This window comes from Amycolatopsis sp. cg9 (assembly GCF_041346945.1).
GTDB lineage: Bacteria > Actinomycetota > Actinomycetes > Mycobacteriales > Pseudonocardiaceae > Amycolatopsis.
Genome location: NZ_CP166850.1, coordinates 6,264,246 through 6,284,953, shown reverse-complemented (window position 1 = coordinate 6,284,953; position 20,708 = coordinate 6,264,246). Strand labels below are relative to the sequence as shown.

Sequence of the window (20,708 nt, the reverse complement as noted above, 5' to 3'; positions counted from 1 at the left end):
GGGGCCATGCGTGCCAGTCAACCACGAACCGGACCGCGGGCCCGGCGACGGACCGATTCAGGCGGTCACGGCTCTTGCCGACCGGCGACCGGCCTCGCTATGTTAATGGGGAATCTCTTCCTGAACGTGCACGCTCGCCTCTCGTTTATCGACGCTCAAAGCAGGTACTGCCTACCGAGGAAGCTAGGTAAGTAAATGAGCAATCTCAGCCGAAGGAATGTTCTTTCGCTCGGCGTCGCGCTGGGGCTGGTGAGCGCGGCGAGCGCCGTCCCGGCCTGGGCGTCGACCGGAGCGCAGGCCGCGGGCGCGGACCCGTGGTGGACGTGGGACGACGAGGTGGACCGGCTGATGGCCGGCGTTCTCGACACCGGCCAGGTCCCCGCGGTCAACACCGCCCTGCGGTCGTGGGTGGACAACAGCGACCCGCTGCCCACCGGCCTGCCCGCCGAGCTCGCCACCTACCTCCAGCAGGTCAACCGGCTGCCGTCCTGGGCCGACGCCGCGAAGCTGCGCCGCGCCGCCGACTTCAACCGGCGCAAGGACACCTACCTGTTCATGCTCTACGGCCTGGGCAGCGGCATCATGAGCACGGTCATCCCGCGGGAGGCCAAGTCGGTCTACTGGTCCGCGGGCGGGGCGAACATGCAGGACCGCGCGGCGAAGACGTTCACCTTCGGCTACGACCTGAGTGACCTCGACGCGTTCCAGCCCTCGGGCCAGTTCGTGGTCACCGCCAACAAGACGCGCCTCGTGCACGCCGCGGTGCGCCACCTGCTGCCGCAGTCGCCGCACTGGCGGGCGGTCGCCGACGAGCAGATCCCGATCAGCAACGGCGACATCCTGGTGACCTTCCACAGCCTCGGCACCTACGTGCACCGGAAGCTGCTCGAGTGGCGCGTCCCGATGTCGGCCGCGGACGAAGAGGCCTTCCTGCACCAGTGGCAGGTCGCCATCCACCTGCTCGGCGTCCGGGACGAGTTCATCCCCAAGACGTGGGCCGAGGCCGACGCGCAGTCGACGCGGGTGCTCACCCCGCTGCTGTCCCCGACGACGGAGGGCAAGGAGCTGGCGGAGGACCTGCTCGGCCTGACCGCGCAGATCGACCTGGGCGTCACCCGCGGCTTCCTCAACGAATTCGTCCGCTACGTCCTCAGCGACGCGGTCGGCGACTGGCTCGGCCTCCCCCGCGACTACGCAGCGGCGACGCTGGTCCGCACCGGCTGGCCGGCCTACATCGCGTTCCGGGAAGGCCTGCTGCCCATCGCCCCGGCGGGCTTCTACCTGTTCGACCAGTTCATCCGCGCGATCGCGATGCTGTTCCTGAACAAGGTCAGCTCACCGACGACCACGCCGATCACGATCCCGACGGGCAACCGGCCGGGGGCGTGACCGCTGCCGAGAGCGCCGGTGCGGCCCAGGAGCAGGCCGGGACCTGGCCATGACCGAAGCGACCGCTTAGTATGGTGGCCGACCCCGAGGAGGCGGCCTTGTCCACTGTGGCTGGCGTGCGGTACGCGGCGGACGGCGCGGTCGCGACCCTGACGTTCGACAAACCCGGCCGCAGCAACGCGATGGACGTCCCGATGCAGGCCCGCTACGGCGCCCTGCTGCGGCAGGCCGACGCGGACCCCGGCGTCCGCGCGGTCGTCGTCACCGGAGCGGGCAAGGCGTTCTGCCCCGGCGCCGACCTGGGACTGCTCGACGGCATCGCCGCCGCTCCGCCGGCCGGCGGCGGCGGGCACGAGAACTTCCGGGACGTCCTGGCGGCGGCCTCGGTCGGTGTCCCGGTGGTCGCCGCGATCAACGGCGGCTGTGCCGGGCTGGGGTTCGTCATCGCCTGCGCGGCGGACGTCCGGTTCGCCGCCGCGGGCGCGAAGTTCACCACGGCGTTCGCCCGGCGCGGGCTGATCGCCGAATACGGCGTCGCGAAGCTGCTGCCGGCGCTCGTCGGCCAGGGGCGGGCCCGTGACCTGCTGCTTTCCGGCCGCACGTTCACCGCGGAGCAGGCCCTGGACTACGGCCTGGTCCAGGAAGTCGTCCCCGCCGAGGAGCTGCCGCTGCGCGCGCACGCCTACGCGACGGAGCTGGCGACCTACAGCGCGCCCCGCTCGATGGCCGTGATGAAGCGGCAGTTCGAGCGGGAAGCGTCCCTCCCGCTCGAAGAGGCGGCGCGGGAGGCCACGGCGCTGATGATCGAGTCGTTCGGCCGTCCCGAACTGGCCGAGGGACTGGCCAGCTGGAACGAGCGCCGTCCCCCGAAGTTCCCGGACCGATGAGTTTCCGTGGCGCGGCCGGTCAGTACTCCCGTCCGAAGCCACCACGGAAAGCAGGTCCCATGGCCAAGCTGCTCTACGCCTTCAGCACCTCCCTCGACGGGTTCATCGCCGGCCCCGGCGGGGACATGTCCTGGCTGACGCCGCACCTCGGGCCCGACCCGGCCGTCGACGAGCTCATCCCCCGCATCGGCGCGCTGCTCGTCGGGCGCCGGACCTACGACGGCGACGACCCGCACCGCGGCACCGAAGGCGAGGGCAAGGCGTTCGGCGGGGGCTGGGACGGGCCGCAGTTCGTGCTCACCCACCGGCCCGCCGCCCCCGCGCCCGGGGTCACCTTCAGCGGCGACCTGAAGGAAGCCGTCGCCGAAGCGAAGGCGGCCGCCGGCGGCAAGTACGTCAACGTCCTCGGCGCCGACGTCGCCCGCCAATGCCTCGAAGCCGGTCTGCTGGACGAGATCCTCGCCCTGCCCGTCCCGGTGCTCCTCGGCGACGGCGTCCGGATGTTCGACCGGCCCGGCGGCGAGCCGGTCGCGCTCGAACCGCTCCGGCCGCACTGGTACCGCGTCCGCTAGGGCCGCGTCCCGAACGACGGCGGGCCCGCCAGCTTCGGCAGCACCGCGTAGGCGTCCCCGATCCAGTCGCACAGCCGGGACCGGGTCTCGCGCGGGTCGATGACGTCCTCGACCGAAAAGCGCTCCGCCGTCCGGAACGGCGAGCGCACCGCGTCCAGGCGCGCGCGGATCTCCTCGATCCGCGCCGCCCGGTCGTCGGCCGCGTCGAGCTCCGCGCGGTAGGCCGCCTCGATGCCGCCTTCGACCGGCAGGGAGCCCCAGTCGCCCGAGGGCCAGGCCCAGCGGCGGACCAGGCGGTGGCGGTTGACCTGGCCCGCGCCGCCGACGCCGAACACGCGCCGGACGATCACCTCGGCCATCGGCACCCGCGCCTGGTAGACCGCGGTGACCGCGCGGGCACCGTGGCGGATCGCGCCCGCCCGCTCGGCCGCCGCGCCGATCACCATGCCCGCCTGGTCGGTCAGCGACACCAGGGGCAGGTGGAACGTCTCGCAGAGGTCGACCAGCCGGGTCATGACGTCGGCGCCCTCGGGGGTCAGCGTCGCGCCGCGGTAGGGGTCGGTGGCCAGGACGCCGACCGGGTGCCCGTTCAGCCGCGCCAGTCCCGCGTACGCCGAGCCGCCCGACACGGCGTAGTCGAACACCGAGCCCGCGTCGAAGACGCCGTCCAGCAACGGCCGCAACCGGTAGGGCCGGCGCCGGTTGCGCGGCACCAGCGAAAGCAGCCCCTCGTCGGCGCGGTCCACCGGGTCCGAGGTGGCCGTCACCGGGGGCAGGGTGTCCACAGAGGACGGCAGGTACGACAGGAACCGCTTCGCCACGGCGAACGCCTCGGCTTCGGACGCAACGATCCGGTCCACCGCACCGCTGCGCCGGTGGACGTCGGCGCCGCCGAGCTCCTCCTTGGTGAGGTCCTCCCCCGTCGCGTGCTTCACCACCGGCGGCCCGGCGACGAACAGCTGCCCGGCGCCTTCGACCAGGACGCTCAGGTGCGACATCACCGCCCGCGCGGCGCCGAGCCCGGCCACCGGACCCAGGCAGAGCGCGACCACCGGGACCGCGGAAAGGTTGTCCACCACGAGGTCCCAGCCCGGGTTGACCGGGACGTAGGTGAACCCGTGCTGCTCCAGCATCTTGACGCTGCCGCCGCCCCCGGTGCCCTCGATCAGCCGCACCAGCGGCAGCCGCAGCTCGTGGGCCAGCCGTTCGGCGTAGACCTGCTTCTCCATGATCGCCGCGTCGGCGGCCCCGCCGCGGACGGTGAAGTCGTCACCGCCGAGCGCCACCCGCCTGCCGTCGAGCCGCGCGGTGCCGATGACGAAGTTGGCCGGGGTGAACGACTCCAGCGAGCCGTCCACATAGGACGCCGTGCCGGCCAGCGCGCCGATCTCGTCGAAGCTGCCGGGGTCGGCGAGCGCCGCGATCCGCTCGCGGACCGTCGAACGCCCGGCGGCGTGCTGGCGGGCCACCTTCTCCGGCCCGCCCATGCGCTCGGCCAGCTCGCGCCGCCGGGCCAGCTCGTCGACCTCCGGCTGCCAGCTCATTCCGCCTCGAGCGCCGCTTCGACCTTGCGCTGCAGCTTGTTCATCCCGCCGAGCCAGCGGTCGGTCTGCGTCGCGCGCGCCGCGTAGTAGTCCGCGACCTCGGGGTGCGGCAGCACCAGGAACTGCTTCGACTCCATCGCCGCGAACAGCGCGTCCGCGACCTGCTCGGGTTCGATCGCCGACGCGCCCATCAGCAGCTGGCCGGCGGTGCCGGTGCTCTCCAGCATCGCCGTGCGCACGCCCTGCGGGCAGATCGCCTGCACGGTGATCCCGCGGTGCCGGTAGGTCGCCGACAGGTACTCGGCGAACGCGAGCGCGCCGTGCTTGGTCACCGAGTACGGCGCCGAGCCGAGGCTGGTCAGCAGGCCGGCGGCGGACACGGTCGCGATGAAGTGCCCCTCGCCGCGTTCGAGCCACGCGGGCAGCAGCTGGTTGGCCGCGCGGACGTGCGCCATGACGTTGACGTCCCAGGTGCGCGCCCAGACCTCCTCGGGGCTTTCCGCGCCGCCGAAGGGCGCGATGCCCGCGTTGGCGCAGTAGATGTCGATCTCGCCGAGCGTCTCGCGGGCGCTCTCGATCAGCTTCGCGACGCCGTCGACGCTCGCGACGTCGCCGACGAACGCCGTGCCCTTGATCTCGGCAGCGACTTCGCCGGCCTTGTCGCCGTCGAGGTCGGCCACGACGACCTGGGCGCCGCCGGCGGCGAAGCGGCGGGCCAGCGCGGCACCGATGCCGCCGCCACCGCCGGTGACGACGACGCCGGTCACAGGCCACCACCCAGGGTCACGCCGCCGTCGAGGACCACGGTCTGGCCGGTGATCCAGCCCGCGTCGTCGGACAGCAGGAAGGCGACCGCGCCCGCGATGTCGGCCGGCACGCCGAGCCGCTTCATCGGGTACGCCGAGGCGACCTCCTCCTCGCGGCCCTCGTAGAGCGCGGTCGCGAACTTCGTCTTGACCACGGCCGGCGCGACGGCGTTGACGCGGATCTGCGGGCCCAGCTCGGCGCCGAGCTCGACGGTCAGCCGGATCAGCGCGGCCTTGCTGACGCCGTACATGCCGATGCCCGGCGAAGCGCCGAGACCGGCGACGGAAGCGACGTTGACGACGGCGCCGCCGTGCTCGCCCATCCACGCGTCGCGGGCGCGCTTGGTCCAGCCCAGCGGCGCGAGCACGTTGACGCCCAGGATCTTGGCCGCGGCCGCCGGGTCGATGTCCAGGGTGGGCCCGTAGACGGGGTTGATGCCGGTGTTGTTGACCAGGTAGTCGAGCCGGCCGAAGGTCTCGACCGTCTTGGCGACCGCCTCGTCCTGGTGGTCGGTGTCGTCGGCCTTCCCGGGTACGAACATGGCGACGTCCGGGCCGCCGAGGGAGTTCACGGCCTCTTCGAGGGCCTCCGGCTTGCGCGCGGTGATGCACACCTTGGCGCCGCGTTCGACGAGCGTCTTCGCGATCCCGAGGCCGATGCCCCGGCTGGCCCCGGTGACGATCGCGACGCGATCCTTGAACGAGTTCACGGCAGTGTGTCTCCTTCGTGTGGTGCCCGGCACATACCAAGCAGTCGGTCAGTGGCCCATTATGCGCGATGGGACCACCGCGCACACCCTGCCCGGAATGTGACCTTCCCCCGCTACCTTCCCCCGGAACACGACTTCGAGGGGGCCCGGGTGCGCAAGTCCGTCCTGACCATCGCCGCCGCGGCACTGGCGTTGACCGCCTGCGACCCGGCCCCGGTGCCGCCGCCGGCCCCGCCCGCGCTCGCGCCCCCGGCCACCGACATCGCCGGCCTGGTGGGGACCACCCGGGCCGGGATCGGCCACGGGCCGTCCGCCGGGTACACGACGACCGCCGTGTTCGGGCCCACCACCCAGCAGCTCACCGGCTCGCTCCGGTTCGACGGCGGGGAGACCTCGCTGTCGATGGTGTACGACGGCGGCGAGACCCGGGTGCTCGGCAAGCGGACCTTCACGCGGACACCGCAGGAAGCGGTCCCCGGCAAGCCGTGGGTCGGCACCGACGCCGGCAGCGCCGACCCGGTCGCGCAGGCACTGGGCGCCGGCGTCCCCCTCGCCGTCAAGCTGCCGGACCTCGGCCGGGCCCTGGCGGAGATCGAGCGGACCGGCCGGATCGTCTCGGCCGGGCAGACGAAGCTCGGCGACGTGCCCGTCAACCACTACCGGCTCGAACTCGACCCGGCGAAGGCGCCGGAGCTGTTCCCCGAACTCGCGCAGCAGCCGAGCCCCGCCAAGGTGCCCGCGCAGCTGTGGCTCGACGCCGCGGCCCGGCCCGTCCGGTTCGCCGTCGACTTCTCCGCCGGCCCCGCGGCGGCCAAGGGCACCACCGACTACCGGGACTGGGGCAAGCCGGTCGACATCCCCGCCCCGCCCGCCGACCAGGTCGTCGACGGGGTGGAGCTGCTGAAGAAACTGGGCCGGTGACGCGGTTCACCCGGCGTCGCCGAACTCCGGGGCGGTGACCGCGTTCACGGCCTCGGGCATCCCGCGGCGGTGACGCCGCCCGGACCGGACCGGTCAGCGCGGGATCAGCGCCCGGACCGCCTCGATCAGCTCCGGGCCGGTCAGCAGGACCGGGTCGTTGTGGCCGGCACCGGGGACCTCCACCACCCGCGCCGACGCCGCGGCCGCCACCGCTCGGCTCTGGGCCGGCGGCACGATCGAATCCGCGCCGCCCAGGACCACGGCCGTCGGCACCCGCACGCGCGCGACCTGCTCCTCGACCGGGAAGCGGTCGCGCAGCAGCAGGCGCACCGGCAGGAACGGGTAGACCTCGGCGCCCACGGCCGCGAGGTCGGTGAACGGCGAGCGCAGGAGCAGCCCGGCCGGCGGGTGCGCCGTGGCCAGCTCGGTCACGACGGCGCACCCGAGGCTCTCGCCGAAGTACAGGAGCCGCTCCGGCGGGACCCGCCGCTCTTCGGTCAGGAACCGGTGGGCCGCGCGGACGTCGAGGGCCAGGCCCGCTTCGCTGGGGCCGCCCGGATTGCCGCCGTAGCCGCGGTAGTCGATGAGGAGGACCGCCAGCCCCGCCTCCGCCAGCTTCGCGGCCAGCGGGGCGCGCCCGGCCCGGTTGCCGCCGTTGCCACCGGCGACCAGCACCGTGGCCGCCGGCTCGCGGTCGCGGGGCGCGACGTACCAGGCACCCAGCTCCAGGCCGTCGGCCGTGCGGAGGCGGACGTCTTCGCCGCCGGGCAGCACGCTCGCGGCGGCCGGTACCGGCGCGGTGTCGGGCAGGTAGACCAGCCGGCGCTGCAGCGCCCACACCAGTCCCAGCACCAGCACCACGACCAGCGCGGCCGCCGGCAGCACCCGCACGAGCACCGTTCCGGTCAAGCGCCACCACCTCCCCGCCGAGTATCCGGGTTTTGCCCGGCTTTAACCGGCGTCGGGCAAGATCGGTTACGCCAGACGGCCGGAGCCTGGGGGCTGGGGTCCGGAGCGCACCGGCAGGGGGGACGTGCCGGTGCACGGGAGCCGGTCGTCTGGCGGCCAGGGGGACACACGGGGGAGCACTTTCCCGCGTCCGTCGTGACGCGCGCCGCGGACTGGGGGTCCGTGGCGCCCGCCCCCGTCACCGCAGGGGAAGAGGGGCAGACATGAACCGATCAGGGAAGCGGGCGGCCGTCGTGGGGGCGGTCGCCGCCGGTGCGCTCGCGCTCGCCGCGCCGGGCGCACTGGCCACCGAACAGGGCGGCACCTCGAAGACGTGCCCCGACAGCGGTTTCTGCCGGACGGACCCGGTCTGGTTCCCGGGCGGCACCCTCTCGGTCGACGCCGACGTGCACGGCAGCGGACCGGCCGAGTGGATCGTCCACGGCCAGAACGGCGTCGTGTGCCGCACCGGGTTCGCCGCCGAGGCGCCGCCGTCGTCCTGGGTCTGCTTCAACGTGCCGGCCCAAACTCTCGAGGCCAACGTCGGCGGGCCCGCGGGCCCGTCGAACATCGGCCTCCGCTGGTAATCGCAACACCCATCGAAAAGAGGAGAACCCGCATGACGACGATCCGCTTCTTCGCCCGCTCCGTGGTGCGCAGCATCCGGACCCGCGAGCTCGGCGCCGCCTGGCGCTTCTACTACGAGATCTACTGATCACCACCGCGGCCGGGGTCACCACGACCCCGGCCGCGGCGCATCCCCGGGAGACCGCTGTGCGACAGACACTCGCCGAACCGGACGGGTTCCTCACCGATCCACGGGCCGCCCTCGAGGGGTGGGCCGGCGACGGGATCGCGATCCGCCGGTTCGAACCGGGCCGGTACCTGGTGTCCGGCGACGAACTGGTCCGCACGGCGCTGGCCGGGACCACCACGCCGTTCGAAGCCAAGGCGGCGACGTTCGGCGCCGTCGCCGGCTGGGTGCCGGGTGCCGAACGCAGCCGCCCGGTCAACGCCGCGCTCGCGCGGGAACTGGACCGGGCCTGGCAGGCCGTCCCGCCCGAACGCATCACCGCCGAGCTGCGGCGGTCCGCCGAAGCCGGCGAGACCTGGCCGGGCGCGCTTACCGGGTGCTACCTGAAGCTCTTCGGCGAACAGCTCTTCCCCGGCCTGCCGGCGAAAGCCCGGCAATCCCTGCAGGACGCCCTCGCCGCGTCCGACGGGCTCGACCGGACGGCCACGACGCTGCGCCGGCTGCGGGGGCGGCTCGCGCACAGCCGCGCCGACGCCGCGCTCCACCGCTGGGCGGCCGGGCGCACCGGTTCCCTGCCGGACGCGATGCGAGCGGCGCTCGGCTCGGCCGACGACGTCGCCCTCGCCCTGCACGGCCTGGTCGGCGCGGTCTGCCGGGCCGCGTCGATGGTGTTCGCCTGGACCGCGCTGCTCGACCGGGGCTGGCGGCCGGGCACGCCGGCGGGCACCACGCTGGCGCCGGTCCGCGGCACCGAGCCCGCCGCCCACCGCGTCAGCGAGGCCCTGCGGCTGTGGCCGGTCGCCTGGCTGCTGTCGCGCAAGGTCACCGCCGCCACCGAGCTGGGCGGCGTCCCGCTGGTCCCCGGCGACCGGCTCTACCTGTGCACGTACCTGCTCCACCGCGACCCGGACGTCTGGGCCGAGCCCGGCGAATACCGCCCTTCGCGCTGGGCGCGGCCGCCCGAGGGCCACAAGGCCCGCTACCTGCCCTACGGCTTCGGCGGCGCGGCCTGCGTCGGCTCGCGGTTCGTCAACCGGGCGAGCGCGGCGGTGCTCGACTGCTGGACCGCCTTCGACGACGTCGCACTGCGGATCGTCGAGCCCGAGCCGGTGTTCGGCTCGCTGCTGACCCCGCCGGTCGTGCGGCCCGTGATCACGCGCTGAACCCGTCCCGCTACGCTCACCCGCGGTGACCGGTTTGCCCGGTCCGCGGGGGCGGGGAGGACATGCTCAGCTTCGGGGTGCTCGGACCGCTGCAGGTCGAGCGGGACGGCGTGCCGGTCGCCGTCACCGGGCCCAAGGTGCGTGCCCTGCTGGCGGCGCTGCTGATGCGGCCGAACACCCCGGTGTCGCTCGACCGGCTCACCGAGCTGCTGTGGGGCGGCGCCCCGCCGGACACCGCCCGCAAGAGCATCCAGGTCCACGCGGTCCGGCTCCGGCGCGCGCTCGGCGACGGCGTCGTCGAGACCCGGCCGACCGGCTACCTGCTGCGGACCGGACCCGGGCAGCACGACCTGCTGCGCTTCCGCGAGCTGACCGCCGCCGCGCGGGCGGCGGACCGGCCGGACACCGAACGCGACCTGCTGGCCACCGCGCTCGCCTGCTGGCGCGGCCCGGTGCTCGCCGACGTCCCGGCCGACGTCCTGAGCCAGGACGACCTGGCCGAGCTCACCGAAGAGCGGCTGCAGGCGCAGGAACGGTACTTCGCGGTGAGCCTCGATCTCGGCCACGCCGCCGAAATCACCACCGAGCTGGGCCGGCTGACGCGCGAACACCCGTGGCGGGAAGCGTTCTGGGTGTCCTACCTGCGGGCGCTGCACGGTTCGGGCCGGCGCGCCGACGCCCTCGAGGCCTACCGCACGGTGCACCGGCGGTTCGCCGACGAGCTCGGCGTCAGCCCCGGCGAGCGGCTGCGGCAAGCCCACCAGGACGTCCTGGCCGACGAGCCCGGCGTCCCGGAGTTCCGCCCCCGGCAGCTCCCCCCGGACGTCACGACCCTGGTCGGCCGGACCGCGGTGCTGTCCACTTTGGACGCGACACTGGGCCCGGACCGCGCCCCGGCCACCCATCCCCCGATCGCCGTGGTGGTCGGCCCGGCGGGCGTCGGCAAGACGACGGCGGCGGTCCACTGGGCCCACCGCGCGGCCCGCCACTTCCCGGACGGCCAGCTCTTCGCCGACCTCCAGGGCTACGCGGCGGTCCCGGCCCTGGAACAGCTGGAGGTCCTGACCCGCTTCGCCCACGCACTCGGCGTCCGCCCGGGCGGCGTCCCGACCGAACTGGCCGACGCCGCGGCCCTGTACCGCTCGGTACTGGCCGACCGCCGCGTGCTGATCGTGCTGGACAACGTGGCCGGCGCCGACCAGGTCCGCGCCCTGCTCCCGGCCGCTCCGGGCTGCGCGGTCCTGATCACGAGCCGAGACCGCCTCGCCGGCCTGGCGGCCACGGTGGACACCCGCCTGGTCGAGCTGGCCGAGCTCCCCCCGGACGAGTCGCTCACCCTGCTGGCCTCGGTGGCCGGGCCCGAGAGAGTGGCCGCGGAGGACGAAGCGGCCCGCGAGCTGGTGCGCCTGTGCGCGGGGCTGCCGCTGGCGTTGCGGATCGTGGGAGCGAACCTGGCCCTGTGGCCGGACCGTTCGGTGCGCGGCTACCTCACCGAGCTGGCGGCACCGGAAGACACGCGCGGCTACCCACTGGCCGGTGCGGACCCCTCCGGCCGAGCGCGCGAAGCCGGGGCCACCCAGCCCGAACCCGTCGGCGGGACGCACGAAGCCGGCCCCGACCTGCTGGCCCGGCTGGCGATCCCCGGCGCCGAGCAGCTCGGCGTCCGCCGGGCCTTCGACCTCTCCTTCGACGCCCTCTCGCCCGCCGCGGCCCGGTTCTTCCGCCTGCTCGGCCTGCTCCCCGGCGCGGACATCGACCTCGCCGGAGCCACCGCGCTCGCCCGGGACGACGCCGGGCCGCTCCTGCGCGAGCTCGCCACCAGCCACCTCGTCCAGCCCCGCGGCGACGACCGCTTCGGCCTCCACGACCTCCTCCGCGCCTACGCCGCCGGCCGGGCTCGCGACGACCTGACGGCCGCCGAGCGCGCCGCCGCCCGGGACCGCCTCTTCGACCACTACCTGCGTGCGGCCGCGAGTGCCGCGGCCGCGCTCTACCCCGATCTGCAGCGGCTGCCCGACGCGCCCGAGCCCGACGAAACCGTCGAGCCCGCCGAAGCGCGGCGGTGGCTGCTGGCCGAGCACGGGAACCTCCTGGCCGCGATCCGGTGGTGTGCGCGGCACGATCCGGGGCCGTTCGCCTGGCGGGCCGCGGACCTCCTGCGCGGGTTCTTCCACTCGCACCGGCTCGACGCCGGCTGGCAGGCGGCCGCGACCGCCGGCCTCGGCGCCGCGCGGCTGGCCGGGGACGAGCGTGCCGCCGGGGCCATGCGGCACAGCCTCGGCGCCCTCGCCTGGAGCCGCGGTGATCTCGAGGCCGCGCTCCGCGAGCTCGAAGCCGCGCAGGAGTCCTACCGGGCCGCCGGTGCCCGCGAAGGCGCCGACTCGGTCCTGCACGCCCTCGGCGTCGTGCACCTGGACCTGGGCCGGCTCGACCGGGCGATCGAGCACTTCACCGCCGCCCTGGACGGCACCCTCCGGCGCGGCACCTCGATCCGCGCCGCGAACGGGCTGATCAACCTGGGCGCGGTGCTCATCGAACACGGCCGCCTCGCCGAGGGCGTCGAGCACAACGAGCGCGCGCTCGACCTCTGCCGGCGGCTGGGCTCGCCGCACGCGGCCGCGATCGCGCTGTGCAACCTCGGGTACGGCTACCGCGTCTCCGGCGACTTCGCCCGGGCGCTGACCGTTCTCACCGAGGCACTCGAAGCGTTGCGGGAACTGGGATCCCGCGACGACGAAGCCGACGCGCTGGTGCGGCTCGCGGCGGTGCACCGGGTCACCGGCGACCTCGAACAGGCGTGGCCCGCCGCGCGGCTCGCCGTGTCGGTGGCGCGCGAGGCGGGCAACCAGCGGTTCGAAGTGGACGCGCTGGCCACGCTCGGCGACCTCCACCGCCAGAGCGGCGACCCGGCGGCGGCGCTGGCCGAATACTCGGAGGCCCACCGGCTGGCGGAGAAGATCGGCTACCTGCGCGGCCTGATCAGCACCCGGATCGGACTGTCCACTGTAGACATCGAGCCGGCCCGGCACGCCGAAACCGCCCTGCGCGACGCCGGCCGGGGCGGCTTCCGGCTCCTCGCCGAGCAAGCCAGGACCAGCCTGGCGAACGTCTCGATGGACCGTCCGGCGGAAGCGGAAACCCTGGCGGCGCGAGCGGTCGACGGCTTCCGCGCCACCGGGCACCGGCTGGGCGAGGCCTACGCGCTGGTCGTGCTCGGCAAGGCCCGGCTGCGCCTCGGCGACCCCGGCGCGGCCCGGGAATGCTGGCTCGCGGCCGAAACGTCCCTCTCCGCCATCGGCGCGGCACCCGCGCTGGCCGCCGTGCGGAGACTGCTGTCCCGCTGAAAACGATTCGACGGCGTCACCCGGCCCTGACACTGTGACGTTCCATGACCACCGGACCGACCGCCGACGACCTCCGGCTCATGCAGGGCCTCGCGCAGCGGGTCACCGCCACCCGCCCCGAACTGGTGAACGGCGACGCGTCCTACGGCGAGCTGGCCTGGAACTGGGGCAAGGACCACGTCGCCGCCGGCACGAGCTGGCGCCGCGAGCTGTGGTTCTCCGGCGGTGACCTGGTGGCGTGGGCCTGGGCGCGCCTCCCCCACCGGGTGCGGCGCAGCGACGGCACGGTCAAGGACGTCACCGGCGCTTCGCTCGCGCACCAGGTCCACCCCGGCCACGCCCCGCTGATCGACGAGGTGATCGCCTGGTACGAAGCCACGGCGGGGGACGTCGAACGCTCGGCGCTGCCGGGCACCGCCGACGAATTCGCCTTGGCGCGCTGGGCGGCGCACGGCTACGAGACCGACCCCGACGCGCTCGGCGACACCGGCTCCTGGACCCAGCTCAACGAGCGCGACCTCACCGACCTCGCCGAGCCGGTCCTGCCCGCGGGCTACCGGTTCCGCACCGCCGGCGAAGCCGGGCCGGACGCCGCGGTCCAGGCCCACGTGGCCGCCTGGGCGCCCACGACCTACACCGCCGAAAGCTACGAAGGCCTCCGGCGAGCCCCGGCGTACCGCGACGACCTGCACGTCCTCGTCGAGGCACCGGACGGGACGATGGCGTGCTCGGCGATCCTGTGGCTCGACGAAGCCAACAAGACGGCCGAGTTCGAGCCGGTCGGGACGCACCCGGGCTTCCGGCGCCGCGGCTTGGCCCGGGCGCTGCTCCTGCACGGCATGCACCTGGCGCGCGCGGCGGGCGCCGGGCACGCGACGGTCGCCTGCCTCGGCGCACCGGGCCACCCCCGGGCGCGCGAGCTGTACTACGGCGTCGGCTTCCGCGAACTGTCCCGGGACGCCCCGCTCGTCAAGGCCCGGGCTCAGCGCCGCGCGGACAGCTCGGCCGGGTGGAGCTCGTAGAGCGCGTACGCCTTCCGGATCACCGGTTGCGCCACGTTCCGCACCCGGACCCCGCCGGGCGTGACGCCCTGCTCGCACCCGAAGTGGGCGTGCCCGTGCAGCGCCAGGTCGGCCCCGACCTCGTCGATCGGTTCGCACAGCAGGTACGAGCCGAGGAACGGGTGGATCTCGGGTGGCTCGCCGTGCAGGGTGCCGGGGATCGGCGCGTAGTGGGTCAGCGCGACGACGACGTCGGTGTCGAGGCTCTGCAACGCTTCGCGCAACGATTCGGCCGAGGCCATCGTGTGCTCGACGAAGTCCTTCATCTCCCGCTCGCCGAAGCGGCTGGCGCACTTCCCGGCGAACCCGCCGCCGAACCCCTTGACCCCCGCGACGCCGAGCGAGCCGTCCGGCAGGTCGAACCGGGCCGCGTCGCCTTCGAGCACCGTGACGCCCGCGTCCCGGAGCACGCCGGCGATCGCCTCCGCGGCGTCGCCGTGGTGGTCGTGGTTGCCGAGGACGGCGGCGACCGGCACGCCCAGCCCCGCGACCTCTTCGGCCACGACGCGGGCTTCGTCGAGCGTGCCGTGCCGGGTGAGGTCCCCGGCCAGCAGGAGGACGTCGGCGGTGCCGTCCAGGTGCTCGAGGGCCGGCCGGAGCAGGCCGCGGGAGTCCTCGCCCAGGTGCACGTCCCCGACCGCGGCGATCCTCATCGGCCGATCTCCTCCGCGCTCGCCGGTTCGCGGACGTCGGCGACCCGGACGTCGTTGTGCACCAGCTCCCCGGTCAGGTACTCGCCCACGACGGCGTCCACCTCCGCTTTCCGCGCGGGGCAGGTCACTTCGCCGGTCAGGTGGACGTGCTCGCCCCGCACGGTCACGTGCACGCCGAGCTCGGCGGTGCGGGGGTCTTCGGCGAGGGCCCGGCTCAGCCGGGCGACGAGGTACTGCGGTGGTTCGGGCACGAGAGCCTCCTCCGGATCGATCACGGCCAGGTCGCCCAGCAGCGCCAGGAGCGCGCGGGCGTACGGGGACGCCGACACCTGCACGGCGACCCCGGTCCAGTCGACCTGCTCGCGCAGGTCCCGGGCGATCTGCAGCAGCGGCGCGAAGTCGCACCGGTGCGCGTCGAGCACGAGCAGCTTGTCGACGAGCAGGTCGGTGCCGGACACGACCGGCGCGGCGGTCGACCCGACGCGCATGAACGCGGCGCGGTCCAGCAGCTCGTCGGTCACCGGCCGGTGGTTGGGCCGGTGGATCAGGTCGACGAGGATCTCGCCGTCGTAGACCTTGGTCAGCCAGTCCTCCGGCGGGTGCACGCGGCGCAGCCCGGCCGCGGCGAGGACCTCCGCCGCCCGGTCCGCGTCGCCGGGCTTGAGGAACAGGTCGACGTCGTGGTCCGACGGCGGCCCGCCGCGGGCGTACACCGCCAGGCCGCCGGCCACGGCGAACCGGATGCCGGTGCCGTCCAGCGCGGTCACCACGCGGGTCAGGCTCTGCAGCAGCGCCTCCGCTTCCATGGCGGAGGACTACCCGGCCGGTCCCCCGTTCATGCCCGCTCGCGAAGCCACGCGAGAGCGCCCGACAGCGTCGGGTGCAGGGCGAGGGTGTCGTCCAGCTGCGTGAGCTGCAGCGCGCGCAGCACCGCGCGGCGGTCGGTGACCAGCGCGAACGGCACACCCGCGGCCGCGGTCGCCGCGACGAGCTCGGCGATGACCTGCAGGCCGGCCGAACCGCAGAAGTCGATCCCGCCGAGGTCGACGACGAGCGCCTCCGGCTGCCCGTCCAGCGCGGCTCCGGCCCGGGCGCGCAGCACCGGCGCACTCCCGAGGTCGAGGTCGCCCTGCGCGGCGACGACGACGGCTTCGGGCACGGTGCGCACGCGCACCGTCAGCACGGGCAGGCTGTCTTCGGGCACGGGGTCTCCTTCCTCCCGCGCCCGACCCTAGAGCGGTTGCATCGATTTGTCATCGATTTGCCGGGTGGGTGGGTCGAAGGACTCACACCCCTTCACGAACGAGGACGCGGCCCCGCCGTGACATTTTTTCCGGATGCACCCGGCAAGGGCAGCCGCGGGCCCGCACGCTCACGCGGGGTCCCCGATCGCGGGCCCGATCAGGGGACCCGGCACCCGTCCCCCTTCGGCCGTTCAGGAATCGTTCAGCGACGCGGCGTCGCAGAAAGCGCTTTCTTCGCTGCCTCACCCGTGTCCGCCCGGTAGCCGAAACCGGACACCCGGCGTACCGTCTGCCGTCGATCTCGTGGGAGCGCTCCCAATCCAGCCCGGACTCGAGGAGGACAGCGTGGTTCCCGGACGGAAGACCTGGCTTTCCCTGGCCGCCGCGGTACTGCTGGGCGGCGTGCTCACCGGCGTCGCCGAGGCGCACGGTTCCGCCACCGACCCGCCGTCGCGCAACTACGGGTGCTGGGCCCGCTGGGGCAGCGACTTCCAGAACCCGGCGATGGCGACGCAGGACCCGATGTGCTGGCAGGCCTGGCAAGCCGACTCGAACGCCATGTGGAACTGGAACGGGCTCTACCGCGAAGGCGTGGCGGGCGACCACCAGGGCGTGATCCCCGACGGGCAGCTGTGCAGCGGCGGCCGCACCCAAAGCCCCCGCTACAACGCGCTCGACGCGGTCGGCGCGTGGCAGACGGCGAAGAAGGACAACCGGTTCACCCTCACCGTCACCGACCAGGCCCACCACGGCGCGGACTACCTGCGGGTCTACGTCACCCGGCAGGGGTTCAGCCCGGCGACCCAGCCGCTGGGCTGGGGCAACCTCGAACTGGTCGCACAGACCGGCCGCTTCGCCCCCGCGGGGCAGTACCAGCTCGCCGTCGACGCGGGCACCCGGACCGGACGGCACGTCGTCTACACGATCTGGCAGGCGAGCCACCTCGACCAGTCGTACTACTTCTGCAGCGACGTCGACTTCTCCGGGCGGCGGTAAGTTACGTTACATACAATGGTTGTAATGGAAGGCGTACCCTCGGGGTTATGGAACTCTCCCTTCCCGAAGGCCCGGCCGGCACGACCGCGGCCGAAGTGGCGGCGGCGTACTCGTCGCCGTCACTGCTGAACCACTCGATGCGGGTCTACGCCTGGGCGACGGCGCTCGGCGAGGCGCACCAGCTGGACTTCGACGCCGAGCTGCTGTTCGTCGCGGCCATGCTCCACGACGTCGGGCTGGCCCCGGAGTTCGACAGCCACACGAAGCCGTTCGAGGTCGCCGGCGGCCACGTCGCGTGGGTGTTCGCCGCCGGCGCCGGCTGGCCGGCCGCCCGGCGGGACCGCCTCGCCGAGGTGATCGTCCGGCACATGTGGGCGGAGGTGGACCCGGCCGAAGACCCCGAGGGCTTCCTGCTGTCGAGGGCCGCCGCGGCCGACATCGCCGGACGCGGGGTGACCGAGCTGCCCGAGGGGTTCCGCGCCGACGTGCTGGCCCGGTACCCGCGGCTGGACCTCGTCGGCGAGTTCCTCCGCTGCTTCCGCGACCAGGCGGACCGCAAGCCGGACAGCTCGGCCGCCGCGGCGATCCGCAACGACCTCGCCACCCGGATGGCGGCCAACCCCCTCGAACGGAGTTGATCGCCGTGCGAGCCATCACCGTCCGGGACCGCACCGCGGAACCGGTCCTCACCGAACTGCCGTACCCGCACGCCGCCGAGAACGACGTCGTCGTGCGGGTGCACGCGGCCGCGTTCACCCCCGGCGAGCTCACCTGGCCGGCCACGTGGACCGACCGCGCGGGCCGGGACCGCGCGCCCAGCGTGCCCGGGCACGAACTCTCCGGCGTGGTCGCGGAGCTCGGCTACGGCACCACGGGCCTGACCGTCGGCCAGCGCGTCTTCGGCCTGGCCGACTGGACCCGCGACGGCACCCTGGCCGAATACGTGGCGGTGGAAGCGCGCAACCTCGCGCCGCTGCCCGCGGACGTCGACCACGTCACCGCCGCCGCGTTGCCGATCTCGGGGTTGACGGCCTGGCAAGCGTTGTTCGACCACGGCGGCCTCACCGCGGGCCGGACGGTCCTGATCCACGGCGCGGCGGGCAGCGTCGGTTCCCTGGCGGTGCAGCTCGCCCGCGAGGCGGGCGCGCGCGTACTGGCCACCGGCCGGCCCGCGGACCGCGAAACGGCGCTCACCCTCGGCGCGTCGGCCTTCTTCGACCCGGCCCACCTGGAGCAGATCGGCGAGGTGGACGTGGTCCTCGACGTCCTCGGCGGCGAGGTCCTGGACAACTCGGCGGCCCTGGTGCGCGCGGGCGGCACGCTGGTGACGATCGCCGAACCGCCCCGGGTACGCCCCCAGGACGGCCGGGCGGTGTTCTTCGTGGTCGAACCGGACCGCACCCGGCTGACGGACCTGGCCCAGCGCGTCCGGGACGGCCGCCTCGAGGTCCGGGTCGGCGCGGTGCGCCCGCTCGCGGAGGTGCCGGCGGAGTTCGCGCACCGGACCCGCGGGAAGACGGTCATCCGGGTGGCGGACGGGGATTGACCGGGGTTCCGGCGAGCCCTTGCACCCGGGCCGGGAGGCGCGGCGTGCTGATGTCCTGCGGACTCGTCTCGCTCGCCCGGAACCGGTCATGCCGAGGTCGGCCCGCGCTCATCCGCCGCGGCACCAGCCCCCTAGCCGCCGCACGACTCATGACGCGGCCGGTCCCCGCTCATCCCCCGGCCGCAGAAACCCACTCGCACCAGCACACCGACCCGTCGCGTACGCCCCGGCGCCGCTCATGCCGAGGCCTACTCGCGCTGATCCGGCCGCGGCACGAGCCCACTCGCCCGGAGCCCCCTCTCCCGGCAAGCGCTTACCCGGACACACCGCCGCCCGCACCCGTGATCACTCGGGTGCGGGCGGCGGAAACCGGGGCTAGCGAGCCTTGTGCTGGCTCCGCCCGGCCGGCTCGCGGCCGTTCTTCGTGTCCTCCGCCGGCTTCGGCGCCGGAGCCGCCTTGGGCGCGACCGGCTTTTCCGCCGACCCGACCGACCCAGCCGTCCCAGTCGGCCCCGCCGGAGTCGGCGGCGTCGCCGGAGTCGGCTTCGGGGCCACCGGCGCCTCGGCCGGCACCGCCGCGGGCTTGTCGCCGGACAGCGTGGCCGCCGTGTCGGTGGCCGGTTCCGAAGCCGGCTTTTCCTGCTCCGCCAACGGGTTCGGCCGCCGGATCTGCACGACCGCCACGGTCGCCGCGGCCACCGCGCCGGCCGCTACCAGCCAGGGCCAGCGCGTCCGCTTGGTGCGCTCGCCGCGCGCCACGCCCTTCGCTTCCTGGAGTGCCGCGGCCAAGTCGCGCTTGGCCGTCGACACCGCCTTGCGCCGGCGGCGGCCGGACTCGTTCGCCGAACCCACCACGGCCGCGACCGCGAGCGCGGCCTTGCGGCCCGGGTCCCGCAGCTTCGCCGCGCGGGCCAGCACTTCGTCGCGGGCGGCCGTGGAACCGGACAGCACGTCACGGCGGGAAGCCCGCGTGCTCTTGTCCAGGTCCTTGGTCGCCGCGCGGCCGACCTTGGTCAGCTCGTCCTTGCTCTCGGTCAGTTTCCGGTCGGTGATCTCCACCGCTCGCACGGCCGCGGCCGCACCCACTCGCGCGGCCTCCGCGGCGAGATCCCGAACGCCGGCCGCCGCCGTCTTCACCGATCGCCCGACCGGGGCGTCGCCCTGGCTCATGTGATCACCTCTCACTCGTCGCAGCAGGCACAGCCTGCTCAGCCTCACACCTGTGGGCTACCCAGTCATGGGCCGTCCGGAACCTCGACCACCCATCGGCGTCACGCCCGCACGTCCGGGAGGCTCGCGCCGCGCTGACCGCGCCAGGCCTCATCGGCGGATTCGTGGTCGGTGGACCGGCTCAGCCCGGCCCACTTCCCGTCGGTGTCGACCCGGTGCTGCCACGCCTCCCGGCCGAACTCGTAGGCGTCGCTGCCGGCGAGCAGGCGCAGCGGCGGATCGTCGAGCGCGGCGACGGTGAGCACGAGGTCGGCGACCTTCCGCGGGTCGCTGTTCGCGTGCTCTTCGAAGCCGGCCATCGCCCGCGCGGACACCCCGACGGTCGCCTCGTACGGCTCGCTGATCGGTGGCGTGGTCATCGACGCGCCGCCCCAGTCGGTGCGCATCCCGCCCGGCTCCAGCACGGTGATCTTGATGCCCAGCGGGCCGACCTCGGTGGCCAGCGCCTCGCTGAACCCGCCGACGGCCCACTTCGCCGACTGGTAGGCGGTCATCCCCGGGCTGCCGACGCGCCCGCCCACCGACGAGACCTGGATGATCCGGCCGCCGCCTTGCCGCCGCAGGACCGGCACGGCCGCCTTGGTGACGTACACGGTCCCGAGGAAATTGGTCTCGACCTGACGGCGGAAGACGTCGAGGGAGGTGTCCTCGAGCGCCACCCGGTCCCCCTGCCCCGCGTTGTTGACCACGACGTCGAGCCGCCCGAACGCGGCCACCCCGGCGGCGATCGCGGCTTCGGCCGCGGCCGCGTCGGTGACGTCGAGCCGCTCGACGCGGACCTGCTCGCCGTACCGGGCGGCGAGGTCGTCGAGGGTCCGCGGATCACGGGCGGTCGCGACGACCCGGTGCCCGGCGGCGAGCGCCTGCTCGACGATCCGCCGGCCGAGCCCGCGGGACGCGCCGGTCACGAAGAAGATCATGGCGCGCCCGCTCCGAGCAG

The 20,708-nt window shown here is 74.4% G+C and carries 20 protein-coding genes; 11 read left to right on the top strand and 9 right to left on the bottom strand.

Annotated features, from left to right (window positions below; all coding sequences use genetic code 11):
- The first annotated feature begins 195 nt into the window (after nucleotides 1–195).
- The 3 genes from AB5J73_RS29265 (at nucleotide 196) to AB5J73_RS29255 (ending at nucleotide 2,848) form a co-directional block, all read left to right on the top strand.
- Nucleotides 196–1,389 carry an oxygenase MpaB family protein gene (locus AB5J73_RS29265; RefSeq protein ID WP_370961884.1) on the top strand — a complete coding sequence of 398 codons (1,194 nt, stop codon included), beginning with the start codon at nucleotides 196–198 and terminating at the stop codon, nucleotides 1,387–1,389.
- A gap of 71 nt (nucleotides 1,390–1,460) precedes the next feature.
- Nucleotides 1,461–2,276, top strand: a complete 816-nt coding sequence (locus tag AB5J73_RS29260) for an enoyl-CoA hydratase-related protein (protein ID WP_370961883.1) — start codon at nucleotides 1,461–1,463, stop codon at nucleotides 2,274–2,276.
- Nucleotides 2,277–2,335: 59 nt separating this feature from the next.
- Nucleotides 2,336–2,848: a dihydrofolate reductase family protein gene (locus AB5J73_RS29255; RefSeq protein WP_370961882.1), complete on the top strand. Its 513-nt coding sequence runs from the start codon at nucleotides 2,336–2,338 to the stop codon at nucleotides 2,846–2,848.
- On the opposite strand, the gene AB5J73_RS29250 is transcribed toward AB5J73_RS29255, so the two are convergent.
- Genes AB5J73_RS29250 through AB5J73_RS29240 form a run of 3 tightly spaced genes read right to left on the bottom strand, consistent with a single transcriptional unit; the run spans nucleotide 2,845 to nucleotide 5,908 of the window.
- Nucleotides 2,845–4,392: an acyl-CoA carboxylase subunit beta gene (locus tag AB5J73_RS29250; RefSeq protein WP_370961881.1), complete on the bottom strand. Its 1,548-nt coding sequence runs from the start codon at nucleotides 4,390–4,392 to the stop codon at nucleotides 2,845–2,847. The genes AB5J73_RS29255 and AB5J73_RS29250 overlap by 4 nt on opposite strands.
- Complete coding sequence (locus AB5J73_RS29245; RefSeq protein ID WP_370961880.1) at nucleotides 4,389–5,159, bottom strand: SDR family oxidoreductase; 771 nt, start codon at nucleotides 5,157–5,159, stop codon at nucleotides 4,389–4,391. The genes AB5J73_RS29250 and AB5J73_RS29245 overlap by 4 nt, the downstream gene beginning before the upstream one ends.
- A complete protein-coding gene (locus AB5J73_RS29240) occupies nucleotides 5,156–5,908 on the bottom strand; it encodes an SDR family oxidoreductase (RefSeq protein WP_370961879.1) in 753 nt (250 codons plus the stop codon). The genes AB5J73_RS29245 and AB5J73_RS29240 overlap by 4 nt, the downstream gene beginning before the upstream one ends.
- 150 nt (nucleotides 5,909–6,058) lie before the next feature.
- On the opposite strand from AB5J73_RS29240, the gene AB5J73_RS29235 reads away from it, so the two are divergent.
- On the top strand, nucleotides 6,059–6,829 hold the full coding sequence (locus AB5J73_RS29235) for a hypothetical protein (RefSeq protein ID WP_370961878.1): 771 nt from the start codon (nucleotides 6,059–6,061) through the stop codon (nucleotides 6,827–6,829).
- Nucleotides 6,830–6,922: 93 nt separating this feature from the next.
- On the opposite strand, the gene AB5J73_RS29230 is transcribed toward AB5J73_RS29235, so the two are convergent.
- Nucleotides 6,923–7,738 carry an alpha/beta hydrolase gene (locus AB5J73_RS29230; protein ID WP_370961877.1) on the bottom strand — a complete coding sequence of 272 codons (816 nt, stop codon included), beginning with the start codon at nucleotides 7,736–7,738 and terminating at the stop codon, nucleotides 6,923–6,925.
- Between the two features lie 263 nt (nucleotides 7,739–8,001).
- Between AB5J73_RS29230 and AB5J73_RS29225 the strand changes: the two genes are divergently transcribed.
- The 4 genes from AB5J73_RS29225 to AB5J73_RS29210 all read left to right on the top strand — a co-directional run bounded on the left by AB5J73_RS29225 (nucleotide 8,002) and on the right by AB5J73_RS29210 (nucleotide 14,060).
- Nucleotides 8,002–8,364, top strand: a complete 363-nt coding sequence (locus AB5J73_RS29225; protein WP_370961876.1) for a hypothetical protein — start codon at nucleotides 8,002–8,004, stop codon at nucleotides 8,362–8,364.
- A 187-nt stretch (nucleotides 8,365–8,551) separates the two neighbouring features.
- Nucleotides 8,552–9,694 (top strand): cytochrome P450, encoded by a 1,143-nt coding sequence (locus tag AB5J73_RS29220; protein ID WP_370961875.1) that lies wholly within the window; start codon nucleotides 8,552–8,554, stop codon nucleotides 9,692–9,694.
- 62 nt (nucleotides 9,695–9,756) lie between these two features.
- Nucleotides 9,757–13,038: a BTAD domain-containing putative transcriptional regulator gene (locus tag AB5J73_RS29215; protein WP_370961874.1), complete on the top strand. Its 3,282-nt coding sequence runs from the start codon at nucleotides 9,757–9,759 to the stop codon at nucleotides 13,036–13,038.
- A 44-nt stretch (nucleotides 13,039–13,082) separates the two neighbouring features.
- A complete protein-coding gene (locus AB5J73_RS29210; RefSeq protein WP_370961873.1) occupies nucleotides 13,083–14,060 on the top strand; it encodes a GNAT family N-acetyltransferase in 978 nt (325 codons plus the stop codon).
- On the opposite strand, the gene AB5J73_RS29205 is transcribed toward AB5J73_RS29210, so the two are convergent.
- The 3 genes from AB5J73_RS29205 to AB5J73_RS29195 are packed head-to-tail and all read right to left on the bottom strand — an operon-like array spanning nucleotide 14,021 to nucleotide 15,956.
- Nucleotides 14,021–14,752: a metallophosphoesterase gene (locus AB5J73_RS29205; RefSeq protein ID WP_370961872.1), complete on the bottom strand. Its 732-nt coding sequence runs from the start codon at nucleotides 14,750–14,752 to the stop codon at nucleotides 14,021–14,023. The two genes, AB5J73_RS29210 and AB5J73_RS29205, sit on opposite strands and share 40 nt — an antisense overlap.
- Nucleotides 14,749–15,558 (bottom strand): nucleotidyltransferase, encoded by an 810-nt coding sequence (locus AB5J73_RS29200; RefSeq protein ID WP_370961871.1) that lies wholly within the window; start codon nucleotides 15,556–15,558, stop codon nucleotides 14,749–14,751. The genes AB5J73_RS29205 and AB5J73_RS29200 overlap by 4 nt, the downstream gene beginning before the upstream one ends.
- 29 nt (nucleotides 15,559–15,587) lie before the next feature.
- Nucleotides 15,588–15,956 (bottom strand): STAS domain-containing protein, encoded by a 369-nt coding sequence (locus AB5J73_RS29195; RefSeq protein ID WP_370961870.1) that lies wholly within the window; start codon nucleotides 15,954–15,956, stop codon nucleotides 15,588–15,590.
- A gap of 385 nt (nucleotides 15,957–16,341) precedes the next feature.
- Between AB5J73_RS29195 and AB5J73_RS29190 the strand changes: the two genes are divergently transcribed.
- From AB5J73_RS29190 to AB5J73_RS29180, 3 genes are read left to right on the top strand one after another with little or no spacing between them, the layout of a single operon-like run.
- A complete protein-coding gene (locus AB5J73_RS29190; protein ID WP_370961869.1) occupies nucleotides 16,342–16,992 on the top strand; it encodes a lytic polysaccharide monooxygenase in 651 nt (216 codons plus the stop codon).
- A 47-nt stretch (nucleotides 16,993–17,039) separates the two neighbouring features.
- On the top strand, nucleotides 17,040–17,630 hold the full coding sequence (locus tag AB5J73_RS29185) for an HD domain-containing protein (protein WP_370961868.1): 591 nt from the start codon (nucleotides 17,040–17,042) through the stop codon (nucleotides 17,628–17,630).
- A gap of 5 nt (nucleotides 17,631–17,635) precedes the next feature.
- Complete coding sequence (locus AB5J73_RS29180) at nucleotides 17,636–18,538, top strand: NADP-dependent oxidoreductase (protein ID WP_370961867.1); 903 nt, start codon at nucleotides 17,636–17,638, stop codon at nucleotides 18,536–18,538.
- Between the two features lie 375 nt (nucleotides 18,539–18,913).
- Here AB5J73_RS29180 and AB5J73_RS29175 read toward each other — a convergent pair whose 3' ends face one another.
- Nucleotides 18,914–19,708, bottom strand: coding sequence for a hypothetical protein (locus AB5J73_RS29175; protein ID WP_370961866.1), 795 nt, complete (start codon nucleotides 19,706–19,708; stop codon nucleotides 18,914–18,916).
- Nucleotides 19,709–19,809: 101 nt separating this feature from the next.
- Complete coding sequence (locus tag AB5J73_RS29170; protein WP_370961865.1) at nucleotides 19,810–20,688, bottom strand: SDR family NAD(P)-dependent oxidoreductase; 879 nt, start codon at nucleotides 20,686–20,688, stop codon at nucleotides 19,810–19,812.
- Between the last annotated feature and the right edge of the window lie 20 nt (nucleotides 20,689–20,708).

Coding starts and splice junctions, on each gene's coding strand:
- AB5J73_RS29265 (WP_370961884.1), top strand. CDS start 196: ATGAGCAATCTCAGCCGAAGGAATGTTCTTTCGCTCGGCGTCGCGCTG.
- AB5J73_RS29260 (WP_370961883.1), top strand. CDS start 1,461: ATGGTGGCCGACCCCGAGGAGGCGGCCTTGTCCACTGTGGCTGGCGTG.
- AB5J73_RS29255 (WP_370961882.1), top strand. CDS start 2,336: ATGGCCAAGCTGCTCTACGCCTTCAGCACCTCCCTCGACGGGTTCATC.
- AB5J73_RS29250 (WP_370961881.1), bottom strand. CDS start 4,392: ATGAGCTGGCAGCCGGAGGTCGACGAGCTGGCCCGGCGGCGCGAGCTG.
- AB5J73_RS29225 (WP_370961876.1), top strand. CDS start 8,002: ATGAACCGATCAGGGAAGCGGGCGGCCGTCGTGGGGGCGGTCGCCGCC.
- AB5J73_RS29215 (WP_370961874.1), top strand. CDS start 9,757: ATGCTCAGCTTCGGGGTGCTCGGACCGCTGCAGGTCGAGCGGGACGGC.
- AB5J73_RS29210 (WP_370961873.1), top strand. CDS start 13,083: ATGACCACCGGACCGACCGCCGACGACCTCCGGCTCATGCAGGGCCTC.
- AB5J73_RS29205 (WP_370961872.1), bottom strand. CDS start 14,752: ATGAGGATCGCCGCGGTCGGGGACGTGCACCTGGGCGAGGACTCCCGC.
- AB5J73_RS29200 (WP_370961871.1), bottom strand. CDS start 15,558: ATGGAAGCGGAGGCGCTGCTGCAGAGCCTGACCCGCGTGGTGACCGCG.
- AB5J73_RS29185 (WP_370961868.1), top strand. CDS start 17,040: ATGGAACTCTCCCTTCCCGAAGGCCCGGCCGGCACGACCGCGGCCGAA.
- AB5J73_RS29175 (WP_370961866.1), bottom strand. CDS start 19,708: ATGAGCCAGGGCGACGCCCCGGTCGGGCGATCGGTGAAGACGGCGGCG.
- AB5J73_RS29170 (WP_370961865.1), bottom strand. CDS start 20,688: ATGATCTTCTTCGTGACCGGCGCGTCCCGCGGGCTCGGCCGGCGGATC.